Here is a 19,642-nt window from a genome sequence, read left to right as displayed (position 1 = left end):
GCCGCGCGGGCCCCGCTGCTGCGCCAGGGCCGCCTACTGCTTCACCGCGTAGTCCCTCAGACCGTTCTCGACCAGGGCGAAGGCGGCGCGAGCGCGCTCGGCAGCGTCGGCGGCGACCAGATCGGTGCTCTCGCCCTCGGCGATCCGGAAGTGGTGCTCCTCGATCAGGGCGTTGCGGGCGGCGCTGAGGGTGGCGGCCGCGATCATGGCCTGCACCCGGTCGCCGGTCTCGGCGGCCAGCAGGGCGGCCAGCTCCCGGGTGCCCTTCTGCGCGGCGAGGAAGGCGCGCTCCATCAGCACCGGGGTCTCCCGCACGAGATGGCGCACCTGGCGGGCGAACGGCTCGGGGTTCAGCCCGATGGAGGGGTCGCGGCTCTCCACCATCTCCAGGAACTGCCGGCGCACGGCGGCCACGGCGGACTCGCCCGGCTGCCGCTCGCGCACGGCCCGGGCCGCGTCGCCGAAGTGCTCCTCCATCGGCCGGAAGACCAGGTCCTCCTTGGTGCCGAAGTAGTTGAAGACGGTCATCTTGGAGACCTCGGCGGCGTCGGCGATCTCCTGCACGGAGACGTTGTCGAAGCCCCGCTCGACGAACAGGCCGATCGCGACCTGGTAGATCCGCATCGCCGTCTGCAGCTTCTTGCGCTCGCGCAGCCCCATCGCCTCAGCCATACGGACACCTTACCGCGATGAAATTTATGCCGAGATGAAGCTTGAGCCGAGCTTAAATATTGACTCGGTCCATGAACACACGGCATGGTGATGCCCATGACCGAAACCCAGCGCAAGATCGGCTTCCTCGTCTGTCTCGTCACGATCGTTCTCGCCGTCCTCGACATGCAGATCGTGTCCGCGGCGACCGTGCCGATCGTCCGGGACCTCGATCCGGAGCACGGCGTCGACAAGATCCCGTGGCTGGTCAGCGCCTTCTCGCTGGCGTCGGCCGCGGTGCTGCCCCTGTACGGCCGGCTGTGCGACGTGCTCGGCGCCAAGTGGGTCTTCCTCGGCGCCCTGGGCGCCTTCCTGACCGGCTCGGCGCTGTGCGGCGCGGCCCCCTCGATCGGCTGGCTGATCGCGTCCCGGGCCGTGCAGGGCATCGGGGCGGGCGGGCTGATGAGCGTCACGATGGTGGTGATCGCGCAGCTGCAGGGGCCCGGGGACAAGAAGAAAAAGGGCGCGGGCACCGGCGGGATCGTCGCCGGCGGCGGCATGGCCGTCGGCCCCTGGCTCGGCGGCTTCCTCGCCGACCACGCGAGCTGGCGCTGGGCCTTCTACATCAACCTGCCGCTCGGCATCGCGGCCCTGGCCACCGCGGCCGTGGTCCTCAGGCTCCCGCGCGACACGCACAGCCGCGCCATCGACTTCCCCGGCGCGGCCCTCGCCGCCGCGTTCTCCACCACGCTGCTGCTGGTCACCGAGTGGGGCGGCAAGCAGTACGCCTGGGCCTCGCCGCAGATCCTCACCCTGGGCCTGGCCTCGGCGGCCGCGCTCGCCCTCTTCCTGCACCGCCAGTCCACCGCCGCCGAACCGATCCTGCCGCCCTCGCTGTTCCGCGTCCCCGAGCTGCGCCTGGGCTTCGCGATCCAGGGACTGATGGGCATCGCGATGACCGGCGCGATGTACTACGTCCTGGTCTACCTCCAGGTCGCCCGTGGCGTCGCCAGCTCCTCCGCCGGGCTGTTCCTCATCCCGATGGCGGCCGGGATCATGGCGGTCGGCACCGTCACCGGCCGGCTCACCGAGCGTGGCTGGTCCCAGCGGACCTTCGTGATCAGCGGGTCCGTGGTCACCACGGGCGCCTTCCTGCTCCTCGCCACCACCGGCACGAACACCTCCCTGTGGCAGCTGCGTGCCGCCCTGCTGCTCGTCGGCATCGGCTTCGGCCAGCTGCTCGGCCAGCTGGTCCAGCTGGTGCAGGACGCGGCGCCCCGCCACCAGCTCGGCGTGGCCACCACCGCGATCCGCTTCTTCCAGACCCTCGGCACGGCCCTCGGCGCCGCCCTCTTCGGCACCCTCCTCAACCGCCTGTACGACGGTCCCGGCGACATCGGCTCGCTCGTTGCCCTGCGGGGCGCCGCACACGCCCGGGGAGTGGCCGCGTACGTCTCCGCGATGGACTCGGTGTTCCTGTGCGGGGCCGCGGTGATGGCCCTGTGCCTGGTGCTGGCGCTGCGCCTGCCGCGGTCCCGCCCGGCGCCGGCCCCGGTCACGCCGGCGGAGGCCGGAACGGCCGGCGGGCTCCGTGTGGAGGACCGGGTCGCCTCCGGCCCCACGGACGTCCGACACGGCACTCGGGCCTCGTGAGCCGGCAGCGGACGCCCGGCGCCGGCTTCCCGCGGTGACCGTGCGGCGCGCCGCGGACGGCGAGGGGCCCGCCCGGATAGATCCGGACGGGCCCCTCGCTTCGTGCCACCGCCTAGGCGAGCAGCGCCTCGATCGTGCCCTCGTGCGCCTCGCGCAGCTCGGCCAGGGTCAGCGCGAACTCACCCTGGATCTCGACCACCGCATCCGCGTCGGCCGCCGTGCCGTCCACGACACCGATGCGGGCGACCGGGAGACCCCGGGCACCGCACATGTCGTTGAAGCGGACCTCCTCCGAGCGCGGCACCGCGACGATCGCACGCCCGGCCGACTCGGAGAACAGGAAGGTGAAGGCGTCGAGCCCGTCCGGTACGACCAGACGCGCGCCCTTGCCGCCGAGCAGCGCCGACTCCACGACCGCCTGGACCAGACCGCCGTCGGACAGGTCGTGCGCGGAGTCGATCATGCCGTCGCGGGAGGCGGAGATCAGGATCTCGGCCAGCAGGCGCTCGCGCTCCAGGTCGACCCGCGGGGGCAGGCCGCCGAGGTGGTCGTGGACCACCTGGGACCAGGCCGAGCCGCCGAACTCCTCCCGGGTGTCGCCGAGGAGGTAGATGAGCTGGCCCTCCTCCTGGAAGGCGACCGGCGTGCGGCGGGCGACGTCGTCGATGACGCCCAGCACGGCCACCACCGGGGTCGGGTGGATGGCCACCTCGCCCGTCTGGTTGTAGAGGGAGACGTTGCCGCCGGTCACCGGGGTGCCCAGCTGCTGGCAGGCGTCGGCGAGACCGCGCACGGCCTCGGCGAACTGCCACATGACCGCGGGGTCCTCGGGCGAGCCGAAGTTCAGGCAGTCCGAGACGGCGAGCGGCTTGGCACCGGTCGTCGCCACGTTCCGGTAGGCCTCCGCCAGCGCCAGCTGGGCACCCGTGTACGGGTCGAGCTTGGCGTAGCGGCCGTTGCCGTCCGTCGCGATGGCGACGCCGAGGCCGGTCTCCTCGTCGATGCGGATCATGCCCGAGTCCTCGGGCTGGGCCAGCACCGTGTTGCCCTGCACGAAGTGGTCGTACTGCGAGGTGATCCACTTCTTGGACGCCTGGTTGGGCGAGCCGACCAGCTTCAGGACCTGGTCCTTCAGCTCCTCGGCGGTCTGCGGGCGCGCGAGCCTGTTCGCGTCGTCCGCCTGCAGCTCGTCCTGCCAGGACGGGCGGGCGTACGGGCGCTCGTACACCGGGCCCTCGTGGGCCACGGTCCGCGGGTCGACGTCGACGATCTTGCCGCCGTGCCAGTAGATCTCGAGGCGATCGCCGTCGGTCACCTCACCGATGACGGTGGCGATGACGTCCCACTTGGCGCAGATCTCCAGGAAGCGGTCGACCTTCTCCGGCTCGACCACCGCGCACATGCGCTCCTGCGACTCGCTCATGAGGATCTCCTCGGGCGAGAGAGTCGAGTCACGCAGCGGTACGTCGTCCAGGGTCACGCGCATGCCGCCGGAGCCGTTGGAGGCCAGCTCGGACGTGGCGCAGGACAGGCCCGCCGCACCGAGGTCCTGGATGCCGACGACCAGCTTCTCCCGGAAGGCCTCCAGGGTGCACTCGATGAGGAGCTTCTCCTGGAAGGGGTCGCCGACCTGGACCGCGGGGCGCTTCGACGGCTTGGCGTCGTCGAAGGTCTCGGAGGCCAGGATCGAGGCGCCGCCGATGCCGTCGCCGCCGGTCCGGGCCCCGTACAGGATGACCTTGTTGCCCGCGCCCGAGGCCTTGGCGAGGTGGATGTCCTCGTGCCGCATCACACCGATGGCACCGGCGTTGACCAGCGGGTTGCCCTGGTAGCAGGCGTCGAAGACGACCTCGCCGCCGATGTTGGGCAGACCCAGGCAGTTGCCGTAGCCGCCGATGCCGGCGACGACGCCCGGCAGGACGCGCTTGGTGTCGGGGTGGTCGGCCGCGCCGAAGCGCAGCGGGTCGACCACGGCCACCGGACGCGCGCCCATCGCGATGATGTCGCGCACGATGCCGCCGACACCCGTGGCCGCGCCCTGGTAGGGCTCGACGTAGGACGGGTGGTTGTGCGACTCGACCTTGAAGGTGACCGCGTAGCCCTGGCCGACGTCGACCACGCCCGCGTTCTCGCCGATGCCGACGAGCAGGGCGTCGTTCTCGGGGGCCTTCTCGCCGAACTGGCGCAGGTGGACCTTGGAGGACTTGTACGAGCAGTGCTCGGACCACATGACCGAGTACATGGCGAGCTCGGCACCGGTGGGCCGGCGGCCGAGGATCTCCACGACCCGCTCGTACTCGTCCTTCTTCAGACCGAGTTCGGCCCAGGGCAGCTCGACGTCGGGGGTCGCGGCCGCGTGCTCGACCGTGTCCAGAGGCGTCCGGCTCATGCGTTGACCAGCTTCTTGAGGATCGAGGTGAAGAACGGGAGGCCGTCGGTACGGCCCGTACCGATCAGCGGCTCGACGGCGTGCTCGGGGTGCGGCATGAGACCGACGACGTTCCCGGCCTCGTTGGTGATGCCGGCGATGTCCCGCAGTGAGCCGTTCGGGTTGAAGTCGAGGTACCGGAAGACGACCCGGCCCTCCGCCTCCAGCTTGTCGAGCGTGTACTCGTCGGCGACGTACCGGCCGTCCATGTTCTTCAGCGGGATGTGGATCTCCTGGCCCGCGCGGTAGTCGCCGGTCCAGGCCGTCCCCGCGTTCTCCACCCGCAGCTTCTGGTCGCGGCAGATGAAGTGGAGATGGTTGTTGCCGAGCATCGCGCCCGGAAGAAGGTGGGCCTCCGTGAGGACCTGGAAGCCGTTGCAGATACCGAGGACCGGAAGTCCGGCCTTCGCCTGCTCGATGACGGACTCCATCACCGGCGAGAACCGGGAGATGGCACCGGCCCGCAGATAGTCACCGTAGGAGAAACCGCCGGGCAGCACCACGGCGTCGACCTGCTTGAGGTCCTTGTCCTTGTGCCAGAGGGCAACCGGTTCGGCACCCGCGAGGCGGATCGCGCGCTGGGTGTCCCGGTCGTCGAGACTCCCCGGGAAAGTGACGACGCCAATACGAGCGGTCACTTCGCAGCCTCCGCGACTTCCTCCACCTTGACGGTGAAGTCCTCGATCACGGTGTTGGCGAGGAAGGATTCCGCAAGATCGTGGATGCGGGCGAGTGCGGCCTCGTCAACCGGCCCGTCAACTTCCAGTTCGAAACGCTTTCCCTGACGTACGTCCGAGATCCCTTCGAAACCCAGGCGCGGCAGCGCACGCTGGACCGCCTGGCCCTGGGGGTCGAGGATCTCCGGCTTGAGCATGACGTCGACTACGACGCGTGCCACTGGCACTCCCGGTGTGTGGTGCTGAGCAGGTTCCTTCAGACTACCCGCACAAAATTTCTACGCGAGTAGAGTTGTAGGAAACTACGTGAGGCGCATCACGATCGGGTGACAGGCAGGCACCCTCGCGAAAAGTTCTGGGAAAGTTCCCCAGGTCCGCCCACGACGCCTATTGCACTGGGACACGCTGACGGATTTAGTCGGGCTTCACTTTGCATTGCCGGGCACTGTACAAATGAATTGGCAATAGCCGATACTCGGCACGTCATCGCCGATGAGCTGTATCGACGTGCCGCACGAAGGGACCGATATTCGTGGCGCAAAAGGTCGTGGTCACTCTCTTTGACGACATCGACGGCTCGGAAGCGGCGGAAACGATCGCCTTCGGACTCGACGGCAAGTCGTACGAGATCGACCTGAACGAAGCCAACGCCAAGAAACTGCGCAAGGCGCTCGCGCCCTACGTGGACGCCGGCCGCAAACGCTCGCGCTCCGGCAAGGCGTACAAGCAGACGGAGGTCGCTCCCGATCCGGCGGCCGTCCGGGCCTGGGCCCAGGCGAACAAGATGGACGTGCCGGCGCGCGGACGCATCCCGAAGAAGGTCTACGAGGCGTTCAGCGCCGCGCAGTGAAGCCCGCGAAGGGGCGGTCCTCAGGGTTCGTCAGCGGACCCTGAGGACCGTGCACTTGGCCGCGCCGGGAACCGACTTGCGCTACCCCCCTGCTGATCAGCTAATGTCTGGGACACGTCGAGGGGCGAGGCCGAAAGGCCGGATCCCACGGACATGCGGGTGTAGTTCAGTAGTAGAACATCCCCCTTCCAGGGGGAAGGCGCAGTGTGCGATTCCTGTCACCCGCTCTGGCACCGGTCGACACGACCACTCCTGTGGATCAGGTAGGCTGGTGCTCGCACCGATCGGTGGGAGCCGGTCGGGGGCAGTGCGGACGTAGCTCAGTTGGTAGAGCGCAACCTTGCCAAGGTTGAGGTCGCGAGTTCGAGCCTCGTCGTCCGCTCGGGAATGAGACCCCGGTCCAATGGACCGGGGTCTTTTCGTGTGCCCTCCGCCATCTGACATTTGTCATGCGGGGTGATGACACCGCGCACTGCTCTTGCGGCCCGCGCGCCGGGACGCTGAAGACATGAACACCAACGAACACGAGCACGTGATCGAGGTCACCGACCTCAGGCGTGTCTACGGGGGCGGGTTCGAGGCCGTACGCGGAATCACCTTCTCCGTGGCACGCGGGGAGATCTTCGCCCTGCTGGGCACCAACGGCGCGGGCAAGACGTCGACGGTCGAACTGCTGGAAGGCCTCGCGGCACCGGCCGGCGGCCGGGTCCGGGTCCTCGGCCACGACCCCTACCGGGAGCGGGCCGCCGTACGCCCGCGGACCGGGGTGATGCTCCAGGAGGGCGGCTTCCCCTCCGACCTGACCATCGCCGAGACGGCCCGGATGTGGGCGGGCTGCACCAGCGGGGCCCGGCCCGAAACGGAGGTGCTGGAGCTGGTCGGGCTGGCCCGGAAGGGCGACGTACGGGTCAAGCAGCTGTCCGGTGGCGAGCGTCGGCGCCTGGACCTGGCGCTCGCCCTGCTCGGCGACCCCGAAGTGCTGTTCCTGGACGAGCCGACGGCCGGGCTCGACGCCGAAGGCCGCCGGGACACCTGGGAGTTGGTGCGCGGCCTGCGGGCCGCGGGCACGACCGTGCTGCTCACCACGCACTACCTGGAGGAGGCCGAAGGCCTCGCCGACCGGCTCGCCATCCTGCACGAGGGGCGCATCGCCGTGTCCGGAACCCCGGCGGAGGTCACCGCGGGCCGGCCCTCCCGGATGTCCTTCGAACTGCCCGACGGCTACTTCCTCGGCGATCTGCCGCCCCTCGCCGACCTCGGCGTCTGCGGGCACGAGAACGACGGCCGCCTCGTACGGCTGCGCACCCGGGAGCTGCAGCGGACCGCCGCCGGGGTGCTGGCCTGGGCCGAGCGGGCCGGGGTCGAGCTGCGCCGGCTCGATGTGCGCTCGGCCTCGCTGGAGGAGGCGTTCCTCGGGATCGCACGGGAGCAGGAGGTCATGGCATGAGCACTCTCGCCTGGGCACCGGCGGGCCGGCGGCTGCGGGCGCTGGCCCGCGCCGAACTCGCCCTTCTCGGCCGCAACCGCGGCGTCGTCCTCACCGCGCTCGTCATGCCGCTCGCCCTGCCGTTCAGCGTGCGGCCGGCCCTCGGGCAGATAGACCTGAAAAAGGAAGGGCTCTCCGTCGGCGCGGTGATGATGACGGCCGCGGTCGGCTTCTCCTTCCTCTTCGCCGTCTACACCTCCCTGGTCAACGCCTACGTCGCCCGCCGCGAGGAACTCGTCCTCAAACGGCTGCGCACCGGCGAACTCTCCGACGCCGAGATCCTCACCGGCACGGCGCTGCCGGCCGTCGGCCTCGCCCTGGCCCAGTGCCTGCTGCTGTGCGCGGGCTGCGCGGTGCTGCTGCACACCGGGGCGCCCAGGGCGCCGTACCTGACCCTGCTGGGACTCGTGGCGGGGCTCGTGCTGAGCGCCGCGCTGGCCGCGCTCACCGCGTCCGTCACCCGAAGCGTGGAGAGCGGTCAGGTCACCGCGCTGCCGCTGGTGTTCTTCTCGATGATCGGCTCCGGCATCGCGATCCCGGCCGAGGTCCTGCCCGACCGGCTCGCCTCCGTCTGCGAACTCCTTCCGCTGTCCCCCGCGATCCGGCTGGTCCGCGCGGGCTGGACCGGCCAGTTGAGCGCGTACGAGGTGCTGGGCGCCGTGGCGACCACCCTGGCCTGGACCGTCGTGGCGGTGTTTGCTGTACGGCGGTGGTTCCGGTGGGAGCCGCGGCGCTGAGCACGGGGGCACACATGGTCGGGCGGATACGGCGGTGGCAGCAGCGGCACTGGGGAGAGCGCAGCAAGGCCGAGCGGGTCGAGCTGTACAGCCTCCTCACCTGGTACAGCACGGTCTGGTTCATCATGGGCTGCTGGCTGTTGCTGCCGCTGGTCGGCGGCGGTCTCGCCCACCGGCCCGTGGCGGTCGTCCTCGGCGCCCTCGTCGCCCTCGTCGGGATCCTGCAGTGCGTCCTGTCGAACAAGCTCACCAGGACCGCGCTCGACCACTACCTCGGGCGCGCCGAGCTGCCGGCCGGCACGTACCGCACCCCGGCCGTCCTGCTGGGGCTGGCCCTGGCGCTGCTCGTGGCGCTCGCCGGGCTGGACGCGGCCACCCCGATGGCGATCCGGTTCTCGATCGGCGGCCTGCTGCTGCCGTTCGCGCTGCTCTACGGACTCACGGTCCCGGTCGGCGTGTTCCTGCGCCGGTCGGCCGTGTTCACGGTCCTGCTCACGGCTGCCATCGGGCTCGCCGACCGCGACGCCCCCGGCCTGGTGGCGACCGCCCTGATCACCGCCTTCCAGGCGGTCTTCGCGCTGCTCGCGGGCCGCTGCGGCGCCTGGACGCTCGCCGTGCTGTGGGAGGCGGAACGCGCCCGGGAGGTCGAGGCCCGGCTCGCCGTCGCAGAGGAGCGGCTGCGGTTCGGCCGCGATCTGCACGACGTGCTGGGGCGGAACCTCTCCGTCATCTCCCTGAAGAGCGAGCTGGCCGTCCAGCTCGCCCGGCGCGGGCGGCCGGAGGCCGTGGACCAGATGATCGAGGTGCAGCGCATCGCCCAGGAGTCGCAGCGGGAGGTGCGGGACGTCGTACGCGGCTACCGGGAGGCCGATCTCCTGGTCGAACTCGCCGGTGCGCAGGGCGTGCTGACGGCTGCCGGGATCGTCTGCGAGGTCCGCGCCGAGGCCGGCGGGCTGCCCGCCGAGGTGCAGTCCGCGCTCGGCTGGGTGGTGCGCGAGGCAGCCACCAACGTGCTGCGGCACGGGGACGCGGGGCGGTGTGCGCTGAGGCTGCGGGTGCGGGAGGGACGTGTGGTGCTGACGGTGGAGAACGACGGGGCGGCAGACCCGACGGGCGACGGCGGCTCGGGACTCGCCGGGCTGCGGGAACGGCTGGCCGCCGTGGACGGGACGCTGGAGGCCGGGCTCGTCGGCAGGGACCGGTTCCGGCTGGTGGCCGAGGTACCGGTGAAACAGGAAGTGAGCGGAGTCACCTCATGAGCAGCCCGGTACGGCTGTTGCTCGCCGACGACGAGCATCTGATCCGGGGCGCGCTGACCGCCCTGCTCTCCCTGGAGGACGACCTGATCGTCGTCGCGGAGGCGGCGAGCGGGCCGGAGGCGCTGGCGATGGCGCGCGCGCACGAACCCGACGTGGCCGTGCTCGATCTGCAGATGCCGGGCGCCGACGGTGTGAAGGTCGCCACATCCCTGCGCGCCGAACTGCCCGGCTGTCAGGTGCTGATCGTCACCGGTCACGGTCGGCCCGGGCACCTGAAGCGGGCCCTCGCTGCCGGTGTGCGGGGGTTCGTCCCGAAGACGGTCAGCGCCCAGCGGCTCGCCGAGATCATCCGGACCGTGCACGCGGGAAACCGCTACGTCGACCCGGAGTTGGCCGCCGACGCGATCTCCGCCGGGGACTCCCCGCTGACCGCGCGGGAGGCCGAGGTGCTGGAGCTGGCGGCCGACGGCGCGCCGGTCGCGGAGATCGCCGAGCGGGCCGCGCTGTCGCCGGGAACCGTGCGGAACTATCTCTCCTCGGCCGTCACGAAGCTCGGTGCGGAGAACCGTCATGCGGCAGTGCGTCTCGCACGGGACCGAGGTTGGGTATAGTTGGCCTCGCGCCACGGCGCACTGCGGACGTAGCTCAGTTGGTAGAGCGCAACCTTGCCAAGGTTGAGGTCGCGAGTTCGAGCCTCGTCGTCCGCTCCACAACGAAGGCCCCCGGTTCTCACCGGGGGCCTTTCGCGTTACGCCCAGCTCATGCCCGTCAGGCGCTCGTACGCCTCCACGTACTTCGCCCGGGTCGCGTCCACGACGTGCTGCGGCAGCGGCGGCGGGGGCTGCTCGCTCCTGCGGTCCCAGCCGGACTCGGCCGAGGTCAGCCAGTTACGGACGAACTGCTTGTCGTACGACGGCTGCGCGCGGCCCGGCTGCCACTGGTCGGCCGGCCAGAAGCGGGAGGAGTCCGGGGTGAGGACCTCGTCGGCGAGGACGAGCGTGTCGCCCTCGAAGCCGAACTCGAACTTGGTGTCCGCCAGGATGATCCCCCGGTCGCGGGCGATGTCCCGGGCGCGGGAGTACACGGCGAGGGTGGCCTGGCGCAGCTGGGCCGCGGTCTCGGCGCCGACCTGGCGGGCGACCTCCTCGTAGGAGACGTTCTCGTCGTGCTCGCCGACCTCGGCCTTGGTGGCCGGTGTGAAGATCGGTCCGGGCAGTTCCGAGCCGTCGACCAGGCCTTCGGGGAGGGCTAGGCCGCAGACGGTCCGGGACTCGTCGTACTCGACCAGGCCCGAGCCGGTGAGGTAGCCGCGGGCCACGCACTCCACCGGGACCATCTTCAGGGACTTGCAGACCAGCGTGCGGCCCGCCCAGTCGGCGGGCGCGCCCTCCGGGAGCTCGGTGCTCAGCACGTGGTTGGGGGCCAGGTCGCGCAGCTGGTCGAACCACCACAGGGAGAGCTGGGTGAGGACGCGGCCCTTGTCCGGGATCTCCGTGGGCAGCACCCAGTCGTACGCGGACATACGGTCGCTGGCGACCATCACGAGGTCGCCCGCCTCGTTCTGGTACAGCTCGCGCACCTTTCCGGTGTGCAGGTGCACCAGGCCCGGAACCTGGATCGGCTCGGGCTTTTCTACGAATCCGGACACGGTTCCTCCCCGTGGTTCTGTCCAAGTGCCTCGATTCTCCCTTATGGGGACGATCGGTTTCGGCCAGGGGGGCGGTGGCGGTCCGCCGGGGGTCAGTCCCGCTTGCAGATGCGGTCAAGCAGGTTCGCCGTGGCCCGTTGGATACGGGGGTCCACATGGCCCGGGCGGTCCAGGGACGGGGACCAGGCGAAGGTGCCGGAGGCGAACACCCAGGCGCCGGAGGGAGCGCGGTAGAGGGAGGTCTCCTGGTGGCGCAGGACGCCGTCGTTGTCGGTGTAGGGCGAGTGCGCGAGCAGGATGCGCTCCTCGTGCTCGGGCAACGGGGTGCGCGGGAAGTAGCGGTCGGCCTCCCCGGCGACCAGGCCCTCGATCTCGTCGCCCTCGTGCGCGCCGGTCGCCTCCCACAGCCAGTGGCCCGCGTTGCGGACGATCAGCGGGTACGGCTCGGGGACCCGGCCCGCGTACTGGATGCCGACCAGCTGCTGCTCGGGCCGGTCGATCTCGCGCCACAGCACCGGCCTTCCGGGGCCCTTGCGCTTGCGGCAGGTCAGCAGCCGGTCGGGCACACCGGACGGGGAGGGGCCCAACTCCACCTGCCAGTACATGGTGTTGGCGGAGAGGAAGACCAGCGAGGTGCCTCGGTCACGGGCGTCCTCCACGGCGCGGCGCATCGGCAGCGACCAGTACTCGTCGTGGCCCGGGAAGACCAGGCCCCGGTACCGGCTGGGGTCGACGCGGCCGGCATGCAGGTCGCGGGCGTCGGCGTAGGCGATGTCGTAGCCGTAACGCTCGGCCCAGCGGATGAAGTCGTAGGCGTGGCCGACGTGCAGGGGCAGGCCCGCGCCCGCGTACGGACGGTCGAAGGAGACCGTGGTGGCCGCGTCCGCCTCGCCGAGCAGCCGGCCCTTCTCGTCCCAGGCGTGGTAGAGGCTGGCACCCGTGTGGCCGTCCTCCGGGTAGAGGTTGTACGCCTGCCACGTGATGTCGGGCAGCAGCAGGAGCAGGTCGGCCGGGTGGTCGTCGCGGACCGTGAACGGCACGTGGGAGCGGTAGCCGTCGACAGTGGTGAGGACGGCCACATAGGCGCCGATGCTCCAGTGGGAGGGCACCTGGAGGCGCCAGGACAGCCACCAGTGGTGACAGGAGACCGTGCGGTCGGCGGCCAGCGGCGCGGGCTGGACGATGCCGGAGAGCCGGGGGCTCGTGGTGATCTTGGCGGCGCCGTCGCCCCCGTAGTGGCCGATGCGGTAGATGTCCACGCTGAACTGCTGGGGCGGGTCGACCGTGATGTGGAAGTCGATCGCCGCGCCGGGCGTGACCGCGCCGGAGGAGGTGAAGCCCTTGATCTGCCGGTGCACGTCGTCGGCCGAGCGGGGGCCGGAGCCTGCCGTGCGCGGCGCCGGGACGCGTGGCCGCTCCCCGGCCGGCTGCTGCGGGCTCGGGTCGACGTACCAGGGCACGACGTGTCCCGTGTCGTCGAAGTAGGTCTCACTGCCGCGCAGCCAGGGGACCGGGCCCAGGCCGAAGGGGTCCGTGACGGCGTGCGCGAGTGCTCCGGACTCCCAGCGGCGGATGTGGTCCGAGGCCATGGTCGCTCCCCTCCCTCATGCCCCCGTGTCGCTCTGACGGTGGTGCGGTGTGGTGCTCGGTGATGCTGTCGTATGTCGCATGCGCTTGCCATGTGCGAGGTCGATCCCCAGCACATCACATAACGCATGGGTCTGGTCACTATTCGTTGCGAATTGACCTGAAGTGGAAGACGCTTCTCCGTTACAACGCCCAGGCCGCCGGGGAGTCCACGGCATTCGACTCTGTCCGGATTCAGACGAGCCGCACCGGCTTCTCCGGGCGTATCCCGGACGCGGCCAGCCAGTCGCGCAGGGGGCCCGGATCTCCCTCCTCGATCAGGCTGAGCACCTTGGGCGCGAGGTCGCCGGCTCGCTCGCCGCCCAGCAGCAGGGAGGGGCCGTCGAGCCAGTCGAGACCGGGGACCGCCCCGGCCGTGTCGACGGCGGCGCAGCACACCATCGCCGTGACGTGATCGGCGAGCAGGTCACGAGCGGTACGCGGGGGCTGCAACGGGAACAGGGGGAGCGCGCCGTCGTCCCACAGGGCGCTGTCGGGGCCCTGGCCCGCGGCGGTCGCGCCTCTCGGCACGGCGGCCTCCTCGCGGGCCAGCGCGGCGGTCAGGACCGCGGCCAGGGCGGCGCTGCGTTCCGTACCGGGGTCGGTGTCCTCGGCCGGGTCCGCCTCGGCTTCTTTGCCGTCGCCGGGTGCGAGCGGCCCCTGTGGGGCGTGCTCGGCGGCGGCGCCCCGCGGGGCGTTCCGATCGGGGGGCTCGGTCAGATGGTCCAGGACGCGGGCCAGGGTGGGGCCGGCGGACTCGGGAGCCGTGGGGTCGGCGGTGGGGCGGACGCCCAGGGAGTCCAGGACGCGGTGCAGGCGGGCCGCGTCGGCGCGCCAGGTGCGGTCGACGACCTCCTCCGGGTACGCCTGCCAGTCCACCGGGGCCCAGTCCGGGCCGCACTCGGCCGGGCCGCCGTGGAAGAGGCGGGCCGCGAGCAGGGAGGCGGCCTCGTCCACCGTGCCCGGCTCCTCCAGGAGATCGCAGGCGGGACGCTCGCCGAGGCGGGAGGCGAAGCCCTCGGCCAGCCGGTCGCGCCGCGACAGCTCGGTGAGCGCGGCCACGACGCCCGCGTCCAGCCGGGCGGGCCAGCGGCCCATGCGCCAGGCGGGCAGCGCCACCCGGGTCAGCAGCCGGTCCCAGCCCGCGTAGGCGAGACCGACCTGCTCCTGGGCGACGATCCGCAGTCCGTAGTCCACGGCCTGCGCGCGCTCGGCCGCGGCCGCCGCGACCCCGCGCTCCATCAGGGCCGCGTGCTCGCGGCAGCCGCGCAGCAGCAGTCGGGCGACCCAGCCCACGGCCGCGCACACGACCCGGGTGAGCGGGCAGCGGCCGGGGGTCGAGGCCACGGCGACCGCCGCGTCCAGACCGCGCACGAAGCGACGGGCCGCGGCTATGTCCGGGTGCGCGGAGGGGCCCGTACCGGCGACGACCGGGGCCAGTACCGCGCGCAGCTCGGCGACGCGCATCCACCACAGGAACGGGGAGCCGATGACGAGGACCGGGGCGGTGACGGCTCGGCGGTGGGCGCCGGGACCGGAGCCCTGGCCCGGGCCCGCCAGCTCGTCGTGCACCGGCCGCGGGGGCGGGCCGTGGGCCGGGTGGGTGCGGTCCTCCAGCCAGCTGTCGCAGTCCGGGGTGAGCGCTATCGCCGAGGGCGCGGGGACTTCGAGCCGGTCGGCGAGGTCGCGCACCAGCCGGTACAGGTCCGGGGCGGAGTCCTCCGGGATCGGGACCGTGGGGGTCACGGCGGGGCGGGCACGGGCCACGACCAGGGCGATACCGGCGGCGGCCAGCAGCACGACCACGGCCAGCACGCCCACGACCCAGCGGGCGGCGGACCAGACCGGGCCGACGAAATGGCCGGTGGAACCGCCGGTCAGCAGGATCACCTCGGCGGCCGCCGGCAGCACGGCCACGGCCAGCGCCCGGCCGCGGATGCGCAGCACGGCGAGGGCCCGCGAGCGCGCGGCCTGCGCACCCACCTCCACACCGATTCCGGTCACGAGCGGACTCCACCCCCTCCCTGCGGATCCCACGCTGTCCTGGCGTTGCTCACTCCCCCACTGTGGCACCCGGCACCGACATCGCAATGCCGGTGGGCCAAGTGCCGGAACGCTTGCGCCGCACCCTAGTTGGGGCCTCGGCCCCCGTCAGCCGGATAGGCGATTGCTCACTCGATGGAATGGCTTTGGTCAGAGGTGGATGACAGACAGCAAAGATCAGGCCCCGGATTTTCGTCCGGGGCCTGAATGGGTACGGGATGCGCTTGACCAGCGGTTTTACGCCTCCGTCGACTCCCCGGCCGACTCGGCTTCCTTTGCGCCCGCAGCCTTCGCCGCGATGTCCGTGCGGTGCTGCGAACCGTCCAGGCGGACGCGGGCCACCGCCCGGTACGCCCGCTCGCGGGCCTCGGCGAGATCCCCGCCGGTCGCCGTGACGGACAGCACCCGGCCGCCCGCGCTGACGACGGCGTCACCGTCCCGCTTCGTCCCGGCGTGCAGGACGTAGGCGTGCGGGGCGTCCTCGGCGGCCACCTCGTCCAGACCGGTGATGGGGTCGCCGGTGCGCGGGGTGCCGGGGTAGTTGTGCGAGGCGATGACCACCGTGACGGCCGCGTCCTCGCTCCAGCGCAGGGGCGCCAGGTCGTCGAGGGTGCCGTTCGCGGCGGCCAGCAGGACACCGGCCAGCGGGGTCTTCAGACGGGCCAGCACGACCTGGGTCTCGGGGTCGCCGAAGCGGGCGTTGAACTCGATGACCCGGACGCCGCGCGAGGTGATCGCAAGCCCGGCGTAGAGCAGACCCGAGAAGGGCGTGCCACGGCGGCGCAGCTCGTCCACCGTCGGCTGCAGCACCGTCTCCAGCACCTCTTCGACCAGCTTCGGGTCCGCCCACGGCAGCGGCGAGTACGCGCCCATGCCGCCGGTGTTCGGCCCCTCGTCGCCGTCCAGGGCGCGCTTGAAGTCCTGCGCGGGCTGGAGCGGCACCACGGTACGGCCGTCCGTGATGGCGAACAGGGACACCTCGGGCCCGTCGAGGAACTCCTCGATGACGACCCGCTCGCAGCCTGCGGCGTGCTCCTTGGCGGCCTGGAGGTCGTCCGTGACGACGACACCCTTGCCGGCGGCCAGCCCGTCGTCCTTGACCACGTAGGGGGCACCGAAGGCGTCGAGGGCCTCGGCGGCCTCCTCCGCCGTGGTGCAGACGTACGACCGGGCCGTGGGCACCCCGGCCTCCGCCATGACGTCCTTGGCGAAGGCCTTGGACCCCTCGAGCTGCGCGGCCTCCCCGGAGGGGCCGAACACCGGGATGCCCGCCTCGCGCACGGCGTCGGCGACACCGGCGACCAGCGGGGCCTCCGGACCGACGACGACGAGGTCGGCTTCGAGCCGGCCGGCCAGCGCGGCCACGGCCTTGCCGTCGAGCGCGTCGACCTGGTGCAGCTCGGCGACCTCGGCGATGCCGGCGTTGCCGGGAGCGCAGTGGAGCGCGGTGACGTCGGGGTCGAGGGACAGGGAGCGGCACAGGGCGTGTTCGCGGGCGCCGGTACCGATGACGAGGACCTTCACGGGGGTCAGCCTAATGGCAAGGTTGCCGAAGGTCGGGGGGCGGGGAAGCTGTGGCTTCCTACGAACGGGGTGGTGCCGGTGTATGCACCTACTCGTTCGAGAACTCCTCCACCACTGTCGCCCCCAGCTCCCGCACGATCAGTTCGTGGCCGGACATGGCCGACTCGTTGAGGTCGGGGTCGTCGTCCTCGGGGATGTCGTCCTCGGGGGCGACGGGGGGCGGCTCGGGGGCCGAGGCGGGCTGCGGCGCGGAGGGTGCCTGGTACTGGGGCTGTGCGGGTCCCTGGGGCGCGGCGGGCGCGGGGGCCGCCGACTGGGGTGCCGCGGGGCGCGTCGCGGCCGGGGCGCCGTAGCCACCGCCGGCGGGCGCGCCGCCGTAGGCCGCGCCGCCGCCTCCGCCGAAGCCCGGGGAGCCGCCGGACGGCGGGTGCGCCGAGCCGCCCGAGGGGTCGACGACCGCCTCGATCTTCCACTGCACGTTGAACTGCTCGGCCAGCGCCTGGCGCAGCACGTCCTCGCTGCCGCTGCTCGCGAAGTTGTCGCGGGCACCGGCGTTGACGAAGCCGAGCTGCAGGGTGGTGCCGTCGAAGCCGGCCACCTGGGCGTTCTGGCTGAGCAGGATCCAGGTGAAGCGGCGGCGGTTCTTGACGGCCTCCAGGATGTTCGGCCAGAGCATGCGGGGGTCGAGGCCCCCGGCGGGGGCGGCGGCCGGAGCCGGGGCCGAGGGCGCCGCCGGGGCAGCGGGGGCCTGGTACTGGGGCTGGGGCGGCGCGGGGCTCTGCGGGGCGCCGCCCGCGGGAGCGGCCGTGGGCCAGCCGCCGGGGCGCCGGCCGCCGCCGGCCTGGGCGGCCGTGGGCCACGCGCCGGGGGCGGCAGCGGCGGGAGGAGCCGGGGCCGCCTCCGGAGCAGAGGCTGCCGGAGCAGGGGGTGCCGGGGCAGGGGCGACCGGAGCGACGGCGGCCGGAGCAGAGGCGGCCGGAGCGGGCGCCGCAGGTGCCGGAGCCGGTGCCGGTGCCGGGGCGGGCGCAGGAGCGGGCGCAGGGGCCGTGGGCGCCCCTCCGGCCGGGCCGCCGGTGCCGCCCGGGCCGACGGGGCCACCCTGGGCACCCGAGGCCCGTACGGCCGCACGAGCGGCGGCGGGTCCGCCGCCGGGCTGCACGGGCGCACCGCCCTGGGCGGTGCCCGCGTGGGCCTCGGGTCCGGGGACGTACCCCATGGCGGGTGCGGCACCCGCGCCCACGAAGTTGACGCCGCGCTCCAGACGGTCGAGGCGGGCCATCACGGACCGCTCGTCCCCGTAGGCGGCGGGGAGCAGGACGCGGGCGCAGATGAGTTCGAGCTGGAGGCGGGGCGAGGTGGCGCCGCGCATCTCGGTGAGGCCCTCGTTGACGAGGTCCGCGGCGCGGCTCAGCTCGGCCGACCCGAAGGTGCCCGCCTGGGCCTGCATGCGCTCCAGGACGTCGGCCGGGGCGTCGATGAGCCCCTTCTCCACCGCGTCCGGCACGGCCGCGAGGATCACCAGGTCCCGCAGCCGCTCCAGCAGGTCGGCGACGAAACGACGCGGGTCGTTGCCGCCCTCGATGATCCGGTCCACGACCTCGAAGGCGGCGGCGCCGTCACCGGTGGTGAAGGCCTCGACGACGGAGTCGAGGAGCGAGCCGTCGGTGTAGCCGAGGAGGGAGGTGGCCATGGCATAGGTCACACCTTCTTCCCGCGCACCGGCGAGGAGCTGGTCCATGACGGACATGGAGTCACGCACGGAGCCGGCGCCCGCCCGCACGACGAGCGGCAGCACACCCTCCTCGACGGGGATGTCCTCCCGCCGGCACACCTCGCCGAGGTACTCCCGCAGCGTCCCCGGGGGCACCAGCCGGAACGGATAGTGATGCGTACGCGACCGGATCGTCCCGATGACCTTCTCGGGCTCGGTGGTGGCGAAGATGAACTTGAGGTGCTCCGGCGGCTCCTCGACGACCTTCAGCAGCGCGTTGAAGCCGGCCGACGTGACCATGTGGGCCTCGTCGATGATGTAGATCTTGTACCGGCTGGAGGCGGGGCCGAAGAAGGCCTTCTCGCGCAGCTCACGGGCGTCGTCCACACCACCGTGCGACGCTGCGTCGATCTCGATGACGTCGATGGACCCCGGCCCGTTCCTCGCCAGGTCCTGGCACGACTGGCACTCGCCGCACGGGGTGGGCGTGGGACCCTGCGCACAGTTCAGGCAGCGCGCCAGGATCCGCGCGCTGGTCGTCTTGCCACAGCCACGCGGCCCGCTGAACAGGTACGCGTGATTGACCCGGTTGTTCCGCAGCGCCTGCTGCAGCGGGTCGGTGACATGCTCCTGCCCGATGACCTCGGCAAAGGTCTCCGGGCGATAGCGGCGGTACAGCGCGAGAGACGACACGCATACGAGGTTATAGGCGCCCACCGACAACCCACCCCGCCGAAGGCTTCCGCCCGGCACACGCAAGCGCCCCCCACGCACCCGCCAGAGCCGACCTACCCTTGCTGCCTTCCGGCCCTGGGGGAGTTCAGTCAGATAGCGCCGCGTGAGGGGCTGGGCCCCACAGTACCCGATCGCGGCCCGGGCGCTGCACCCGATGACAGCCTGCGGGAACGAGTTCGCGAGCACTCCCCTCGGTCATGTAATGTTCCCACCGGAGGATTCGCCTAGAGGCCTAGGGCGCACGCTTGGAAAGCGTGTTGGGGGCAACCCCTCACGAGTTCGAATCTCGTATCCTCCGCCAGTGCCTCACCGGGCACGATGTCGAAGGGCCCCACTGTTCGCAGTGGGGCCCTTCGACTTTGTCCGTCTCGGATTCCATCTCGGTTTCCGTCCCGGTCGGACGTGTTCCGGATGCCGGGCGGCCTTGCGGAGCAAGGCCGCCCGGCAGGCGCTCAGTACTGCTCGGTCTCCATGAAGCCCGTGCCCCCGTTGTCGTCCGCGTCGAAGGCGGCGGCGGTCGGGTCGAATCCGGGCGGGCTGTCCTTGAGGGCCAGGCCCATGCCGGCCAGCTTCGCCTTGACCTCGTCGATGGACTTCGCACCGAAGTTGCGGAT

Annotated in this window: 15 protein-coding genes, 4 tRNA genes, 1 other RNA gene and 1 pseudogene; 10 read left to right on the top strand and 11 right to left on the bottom strand. The window is 72.0% G+C overall.

Annotated features, from left to right (window positions below):
* Positions 1 to 33: 33 nt before the first annotated feature.
* Complete coding sequence (locus tag AC07DS_RS40830) at positions 34 to 672, bottom strand: TetR/AcrR family transcriptional regulator (protein ID WP_479153819.1); 639 nt, start codon at positions 670 to 672, stop codon at positions 34 to 36.
* 96 nt (positions 673 to 768) lie between these two features.
* Between AC07DS_RS40830 and AC07DS_RS40825 the strand changes: the two genes are divergently transcribed.
* The gene (locus AC07DS_RS40825) at positions 769 to 2,304 is read left to right on the top strand and encodes an MFS transporter (protein ID WP_479153818.1); all 1,536 of its coding nucleotides are present in this window, start codon (positions 769 to 771) and stop codon (positions 2,302 to 2,304) included.
* A 112-nt stretch (positions 2,305 to 2,416) separates the two neighbouring features.
* Here AC07DS_RS40825 and purL read toward each other — a convergent pair whose 3' ends face one another.
* The 3 genes from purL to purS are packed head-to-tail and all read right to left on the bottom strand — an operon-like array spanning position 2,417 to position 5,630.
* Positions 2,417 to 4,693: a phosphoribosylformylglycinamidine synthase subunit PurL gene (gene purL / locus AC07DS_RS40820; RefSeq protein WP_479153817.1), complete on the bottom strand. Its 2,277-nt coding sequence runs from the start codon at positions 4,691 to 4,693 to the stop codon at positions 2,417 to 2,419.
* The gene (gene purQ / locus AC07DS_RS40815; protein WP_145885223.1) at positions 4,690 to 5,370 is read right to left on the bottom strand and encodes a phosphoribosylformylglycinamidine synthase subunit PurQ; all 681 of its coding nucleotides are present in this window, start codon (positions 5,368 to 5,370) and stop codon (positions 4,690 to 4,692) included. Before purQ ends, purL begins: the two co-directional genes overlap by 4 nt.
* The gene (purS, locus tag AC07DS_RS40810) at positions 5,367 to 5,630 is read right to left on the bottom strand and encodes a phosphoribosylformylglycinamidine synthase subunit PurS (protein ID WP_015659417.1); all 264 of its coding nucleotides are present in this window, start codon (positions 5,628 to 5,630) and stop codon (positions 5,367 to 5,369) included. Before purS ends, purQ begins: the two co-directional genes overlap by 4 nt.
* A 311-nt stretch (positions 5,631 to 5,941) precedes the next feature.
* Here purS and AC07DS_RS40805 point away from each other — a divergent pair, with 311 nt between their 5' ends.
* From AC07DS_RS40805 to AC07DS_RS40770, 8 genes are all read left to right on the top strand, one after another.
* Entirely contained in the window at positions 5,942 to 6,259 is a 318-nt protein-coding gene (locus tag AC07DS_RS40805) for a histone-like nucleoid-structuring protein Lsr2 (protein ID WP_403953011.1), read from the top strand.
* Between the two features lie 155 nt (positions 6,260 to 6,414).
* Positions 6,415 to 6,486 (top strand) — tRNA-Gly (locus tag AC07DS_RS40800).
* Positions 6,487 to 6,568: 82 nt separating this feature from the next.
* Positions 6,569 to 6,641: transfer RNA gene (locus AC07DS_RS40795), tRNA-Gly, on the top strand.
* A gap of 126 nt (positions 6,642 to 6,767) precedes the next feature.
* Positions 6,768 to 7,706: an ABC transporter ATP-binding protein gene (locus AC07DS_RS40790; protein ID WP_479153816.1), complete on the top strand. Its 939-nt coding sequence runs from the start codon at positions 6,768 to 6,770 to the stop codon at positions 7,704 to 7,706.
* Positions 7,703 to 8,482: an ABC transporter permease gene (locus AC07DS_RS40785; RefSeq protein WP_479153815.1), complete on the top strand. Its 780-nt coding sequence runs from the start codon at positions 7,703 to 7,705 to the stop codon at positions 8,480 to 8,482. Before AC07DS_RS40790 ends, AC07DS_RS40785 begins: the two co-directional genes overlap by 4 nt.
* A 14-nt stretch (positions 8,483 to 8,496) precedes the next feature.
* Positions 8,497 to 9,741, top strand: a complete 1,245-nt coding sequence (locus AC07DS_RS40780) for a sensor histidine kinase (protein ID WP_479153814.1) — start codon at positions 8,497 to 8,499, stop codon at positions 9,739 to 9,741.
* On the top strand, positions 9,738 to 10,352 hold the full coding sequence (locus AC07DS_RS40775; protein WP_145885228.1) for a response regulator transcription factor: 615 nt from the start codon (positions 9,738 to 9,740) through the stop codon (positions 10,350 to 10,352). The genes AC07DS_RS40780 and AC07DS_RS40775 overlap by 4 nt, the downstream gene beginning before the upstream one ends.
* 23 nt (positions 10,353 to 10,375) lie before the next feature.
* A tRNA-Gly gene (locus AC07DS_RS40770) sits at positions 10,376 to 10,451 on the top strand.
* A 38-nt stretch (positions 10,452 to 10,489) separates the two neighbouring features.
* On the opposite strand, the gene AC07DS_RS40765 is transcribed toward AC07DS_RS40770, so the two are convergent.
* The 6 genes from AC07DS_RS40765 to ffs all read right to left on the bottom strand — a co-directional run bounded on the left by AC07DS_RS40765 (position 10,490) and on the right by ffs (position 19,144).
* Positions 10,490 to 11,389: a phosphoribosylaminoimidazolesuccinocarboxamide synthase gene (locus tag AC07DS_RS40765; protein WP_145885229.1), complete on the bottom strand. Its 900-nt coding sequence runs from the start codon at positions 11,387 to 11,389 to the stop codon at positions 10,490 to 10,492.
* Positions 11,390 to 11,481: 92 nt separating this feature from the next.
* On the bottom strand, positions 11,482 to 12,978 hold the full coding sequence (locus AC07DS_RS40760; RefSeq protein WP_479153813.1) for a N,N-dimethylformamidase beta subunit family domain-containing protein: 1,497 nt from the start codon (positions 12,976 to 12,978) through the stop codon (positions 11,482 to 11,484).
* A gap of 232 nt (positions 12,979 to 13,210) precedes the next feature.
* A complete protein-coding gene (locus AC07DS_RS40755) occupies positions 13,211 to 15,019 on the bottom strand; it encodes a M48 family metalloprotease (protein WP_479153812.1) in 1,809 nt (602 codons plus the stop codon).
* Positions 15,020 to 15,295: 276 nt separating this feature from the next.
* Positions 15,296 to 16,582 carry a phosphoribosylamine--glycine ligase gene (purD, locus tag AC07DS_RS40750; RefSeq protein ID WP_479153811.1) on the bottom strand — a complete coding sequence of 429 codons (1,287 nt, stop codon included), beginning with the start codon at positions 16,580 to 16,582 and terminating at the stop codon, positions 15,296 to 15,298.
* An 88-nt stretch (positions 16,583 to 16,670) separates the two neighbouring features.
* Positions 16,671 to 18,986: a DNA polymerase III subunit gamma and tau gene (locus AC07DS_RS40745; protein WP_479153810.1), complete on the bottom strand. Its 2,316-nt coding sequence runs from the start codon at positions 18,984 to 18,986 to the stop codon at positions 16,671 to 16,673.
* Between the two features lie 59 nt (positions 18,987 to 19,045).
* Positions 19,046 to 19,144: signal recognition particle sRNA small type (gene ffs / locus AC07DS_RS40740), an RNA gene on the bottom strand.
* Between the two features lie 97 nt (positions 19,145 to 19,241).
* Here ffs and AC07DS_RS40735 point away from each other — a divergent pair.
* A tRNA-Ser gene (locus tag AC07DS_RS40735) sits at positions 19,242 to 19,329 on the top strand.
* A 151-nt stretch (positions 19,330 to 19,480) separates the two neighbouring features.
* Here the strand turns inward: AC07DS_RS40735 and AC07DS_RS40730 are convergent.
* Positions 19,481 to 19,642, bottom strand: a pseudogene (locus AC07DS_RS40730) (DNA-directed RNA polymerase subunit alpha); the annotation flags it as partial.

This window comes from Streptomyces sp. NPDC044064 (assembly GCF_056434245.1).
This window is presented reverse-complemented; position numbering and strand designations above follow the sequence as displayed.

Coding starts and splice junctions, on each gene's coding strand:
- AC07DS_RS40775 (WP_145885228.1), top strand. CDS start 9,738: ATGAGCAGCCCGGTACGGCTGTTGCTCGCCGACGACGAGCATCTGATC.
- AC07DS_RS40780 (WP_479153814.1), top strand. CDS start 8,497: ATGGTCGGGCGGATACGGCGGTGGCAGCAGCGGCACTGGGGAGAGCGC.
- AC07DS_RS40790 (WP_479153816.1), top strand. CDS start 6,768: ATGAACACCAACGAACACGAGCACGTGATCGAGGTCACCGACCTCAGG.
- AC07DS_RS40830 (WP_479153819.1), bottom strand. CDS start 672: ATGGCTGAGGCGATGGGGCTGCGCGAGCGCAAGAAGCTGCAGACGGCG.
- AC07DS_RS40760 (WP_479153813.1), bottom strand. CDS start 12,978: ATGGCCTCGGACCACATCCGCCGCTGGGAGTCCGGAGCACTCGCGCAC.
- AC07DS_RS40785 (WP_479153815.1), top strand. CDS start 7,703: ATGAGCACTCTCGCCTGGGCACCGGCGGGCCGGCGGCTGCGGGCGCTG.
- AC07DS_RS40825 (WP_479153818.1), top strand. CDS start 769: ATGACCGAAACCCAGCGCAAGATCGGCTTCCTCGTCTGTCTCGTCACG.
- purL (WP_479153817.1), bottom strand. CDS start 4,693: ATGAGCCGGACGCCTCTGGACACGGTCGAGCACGCGGCCGCGACCCCC.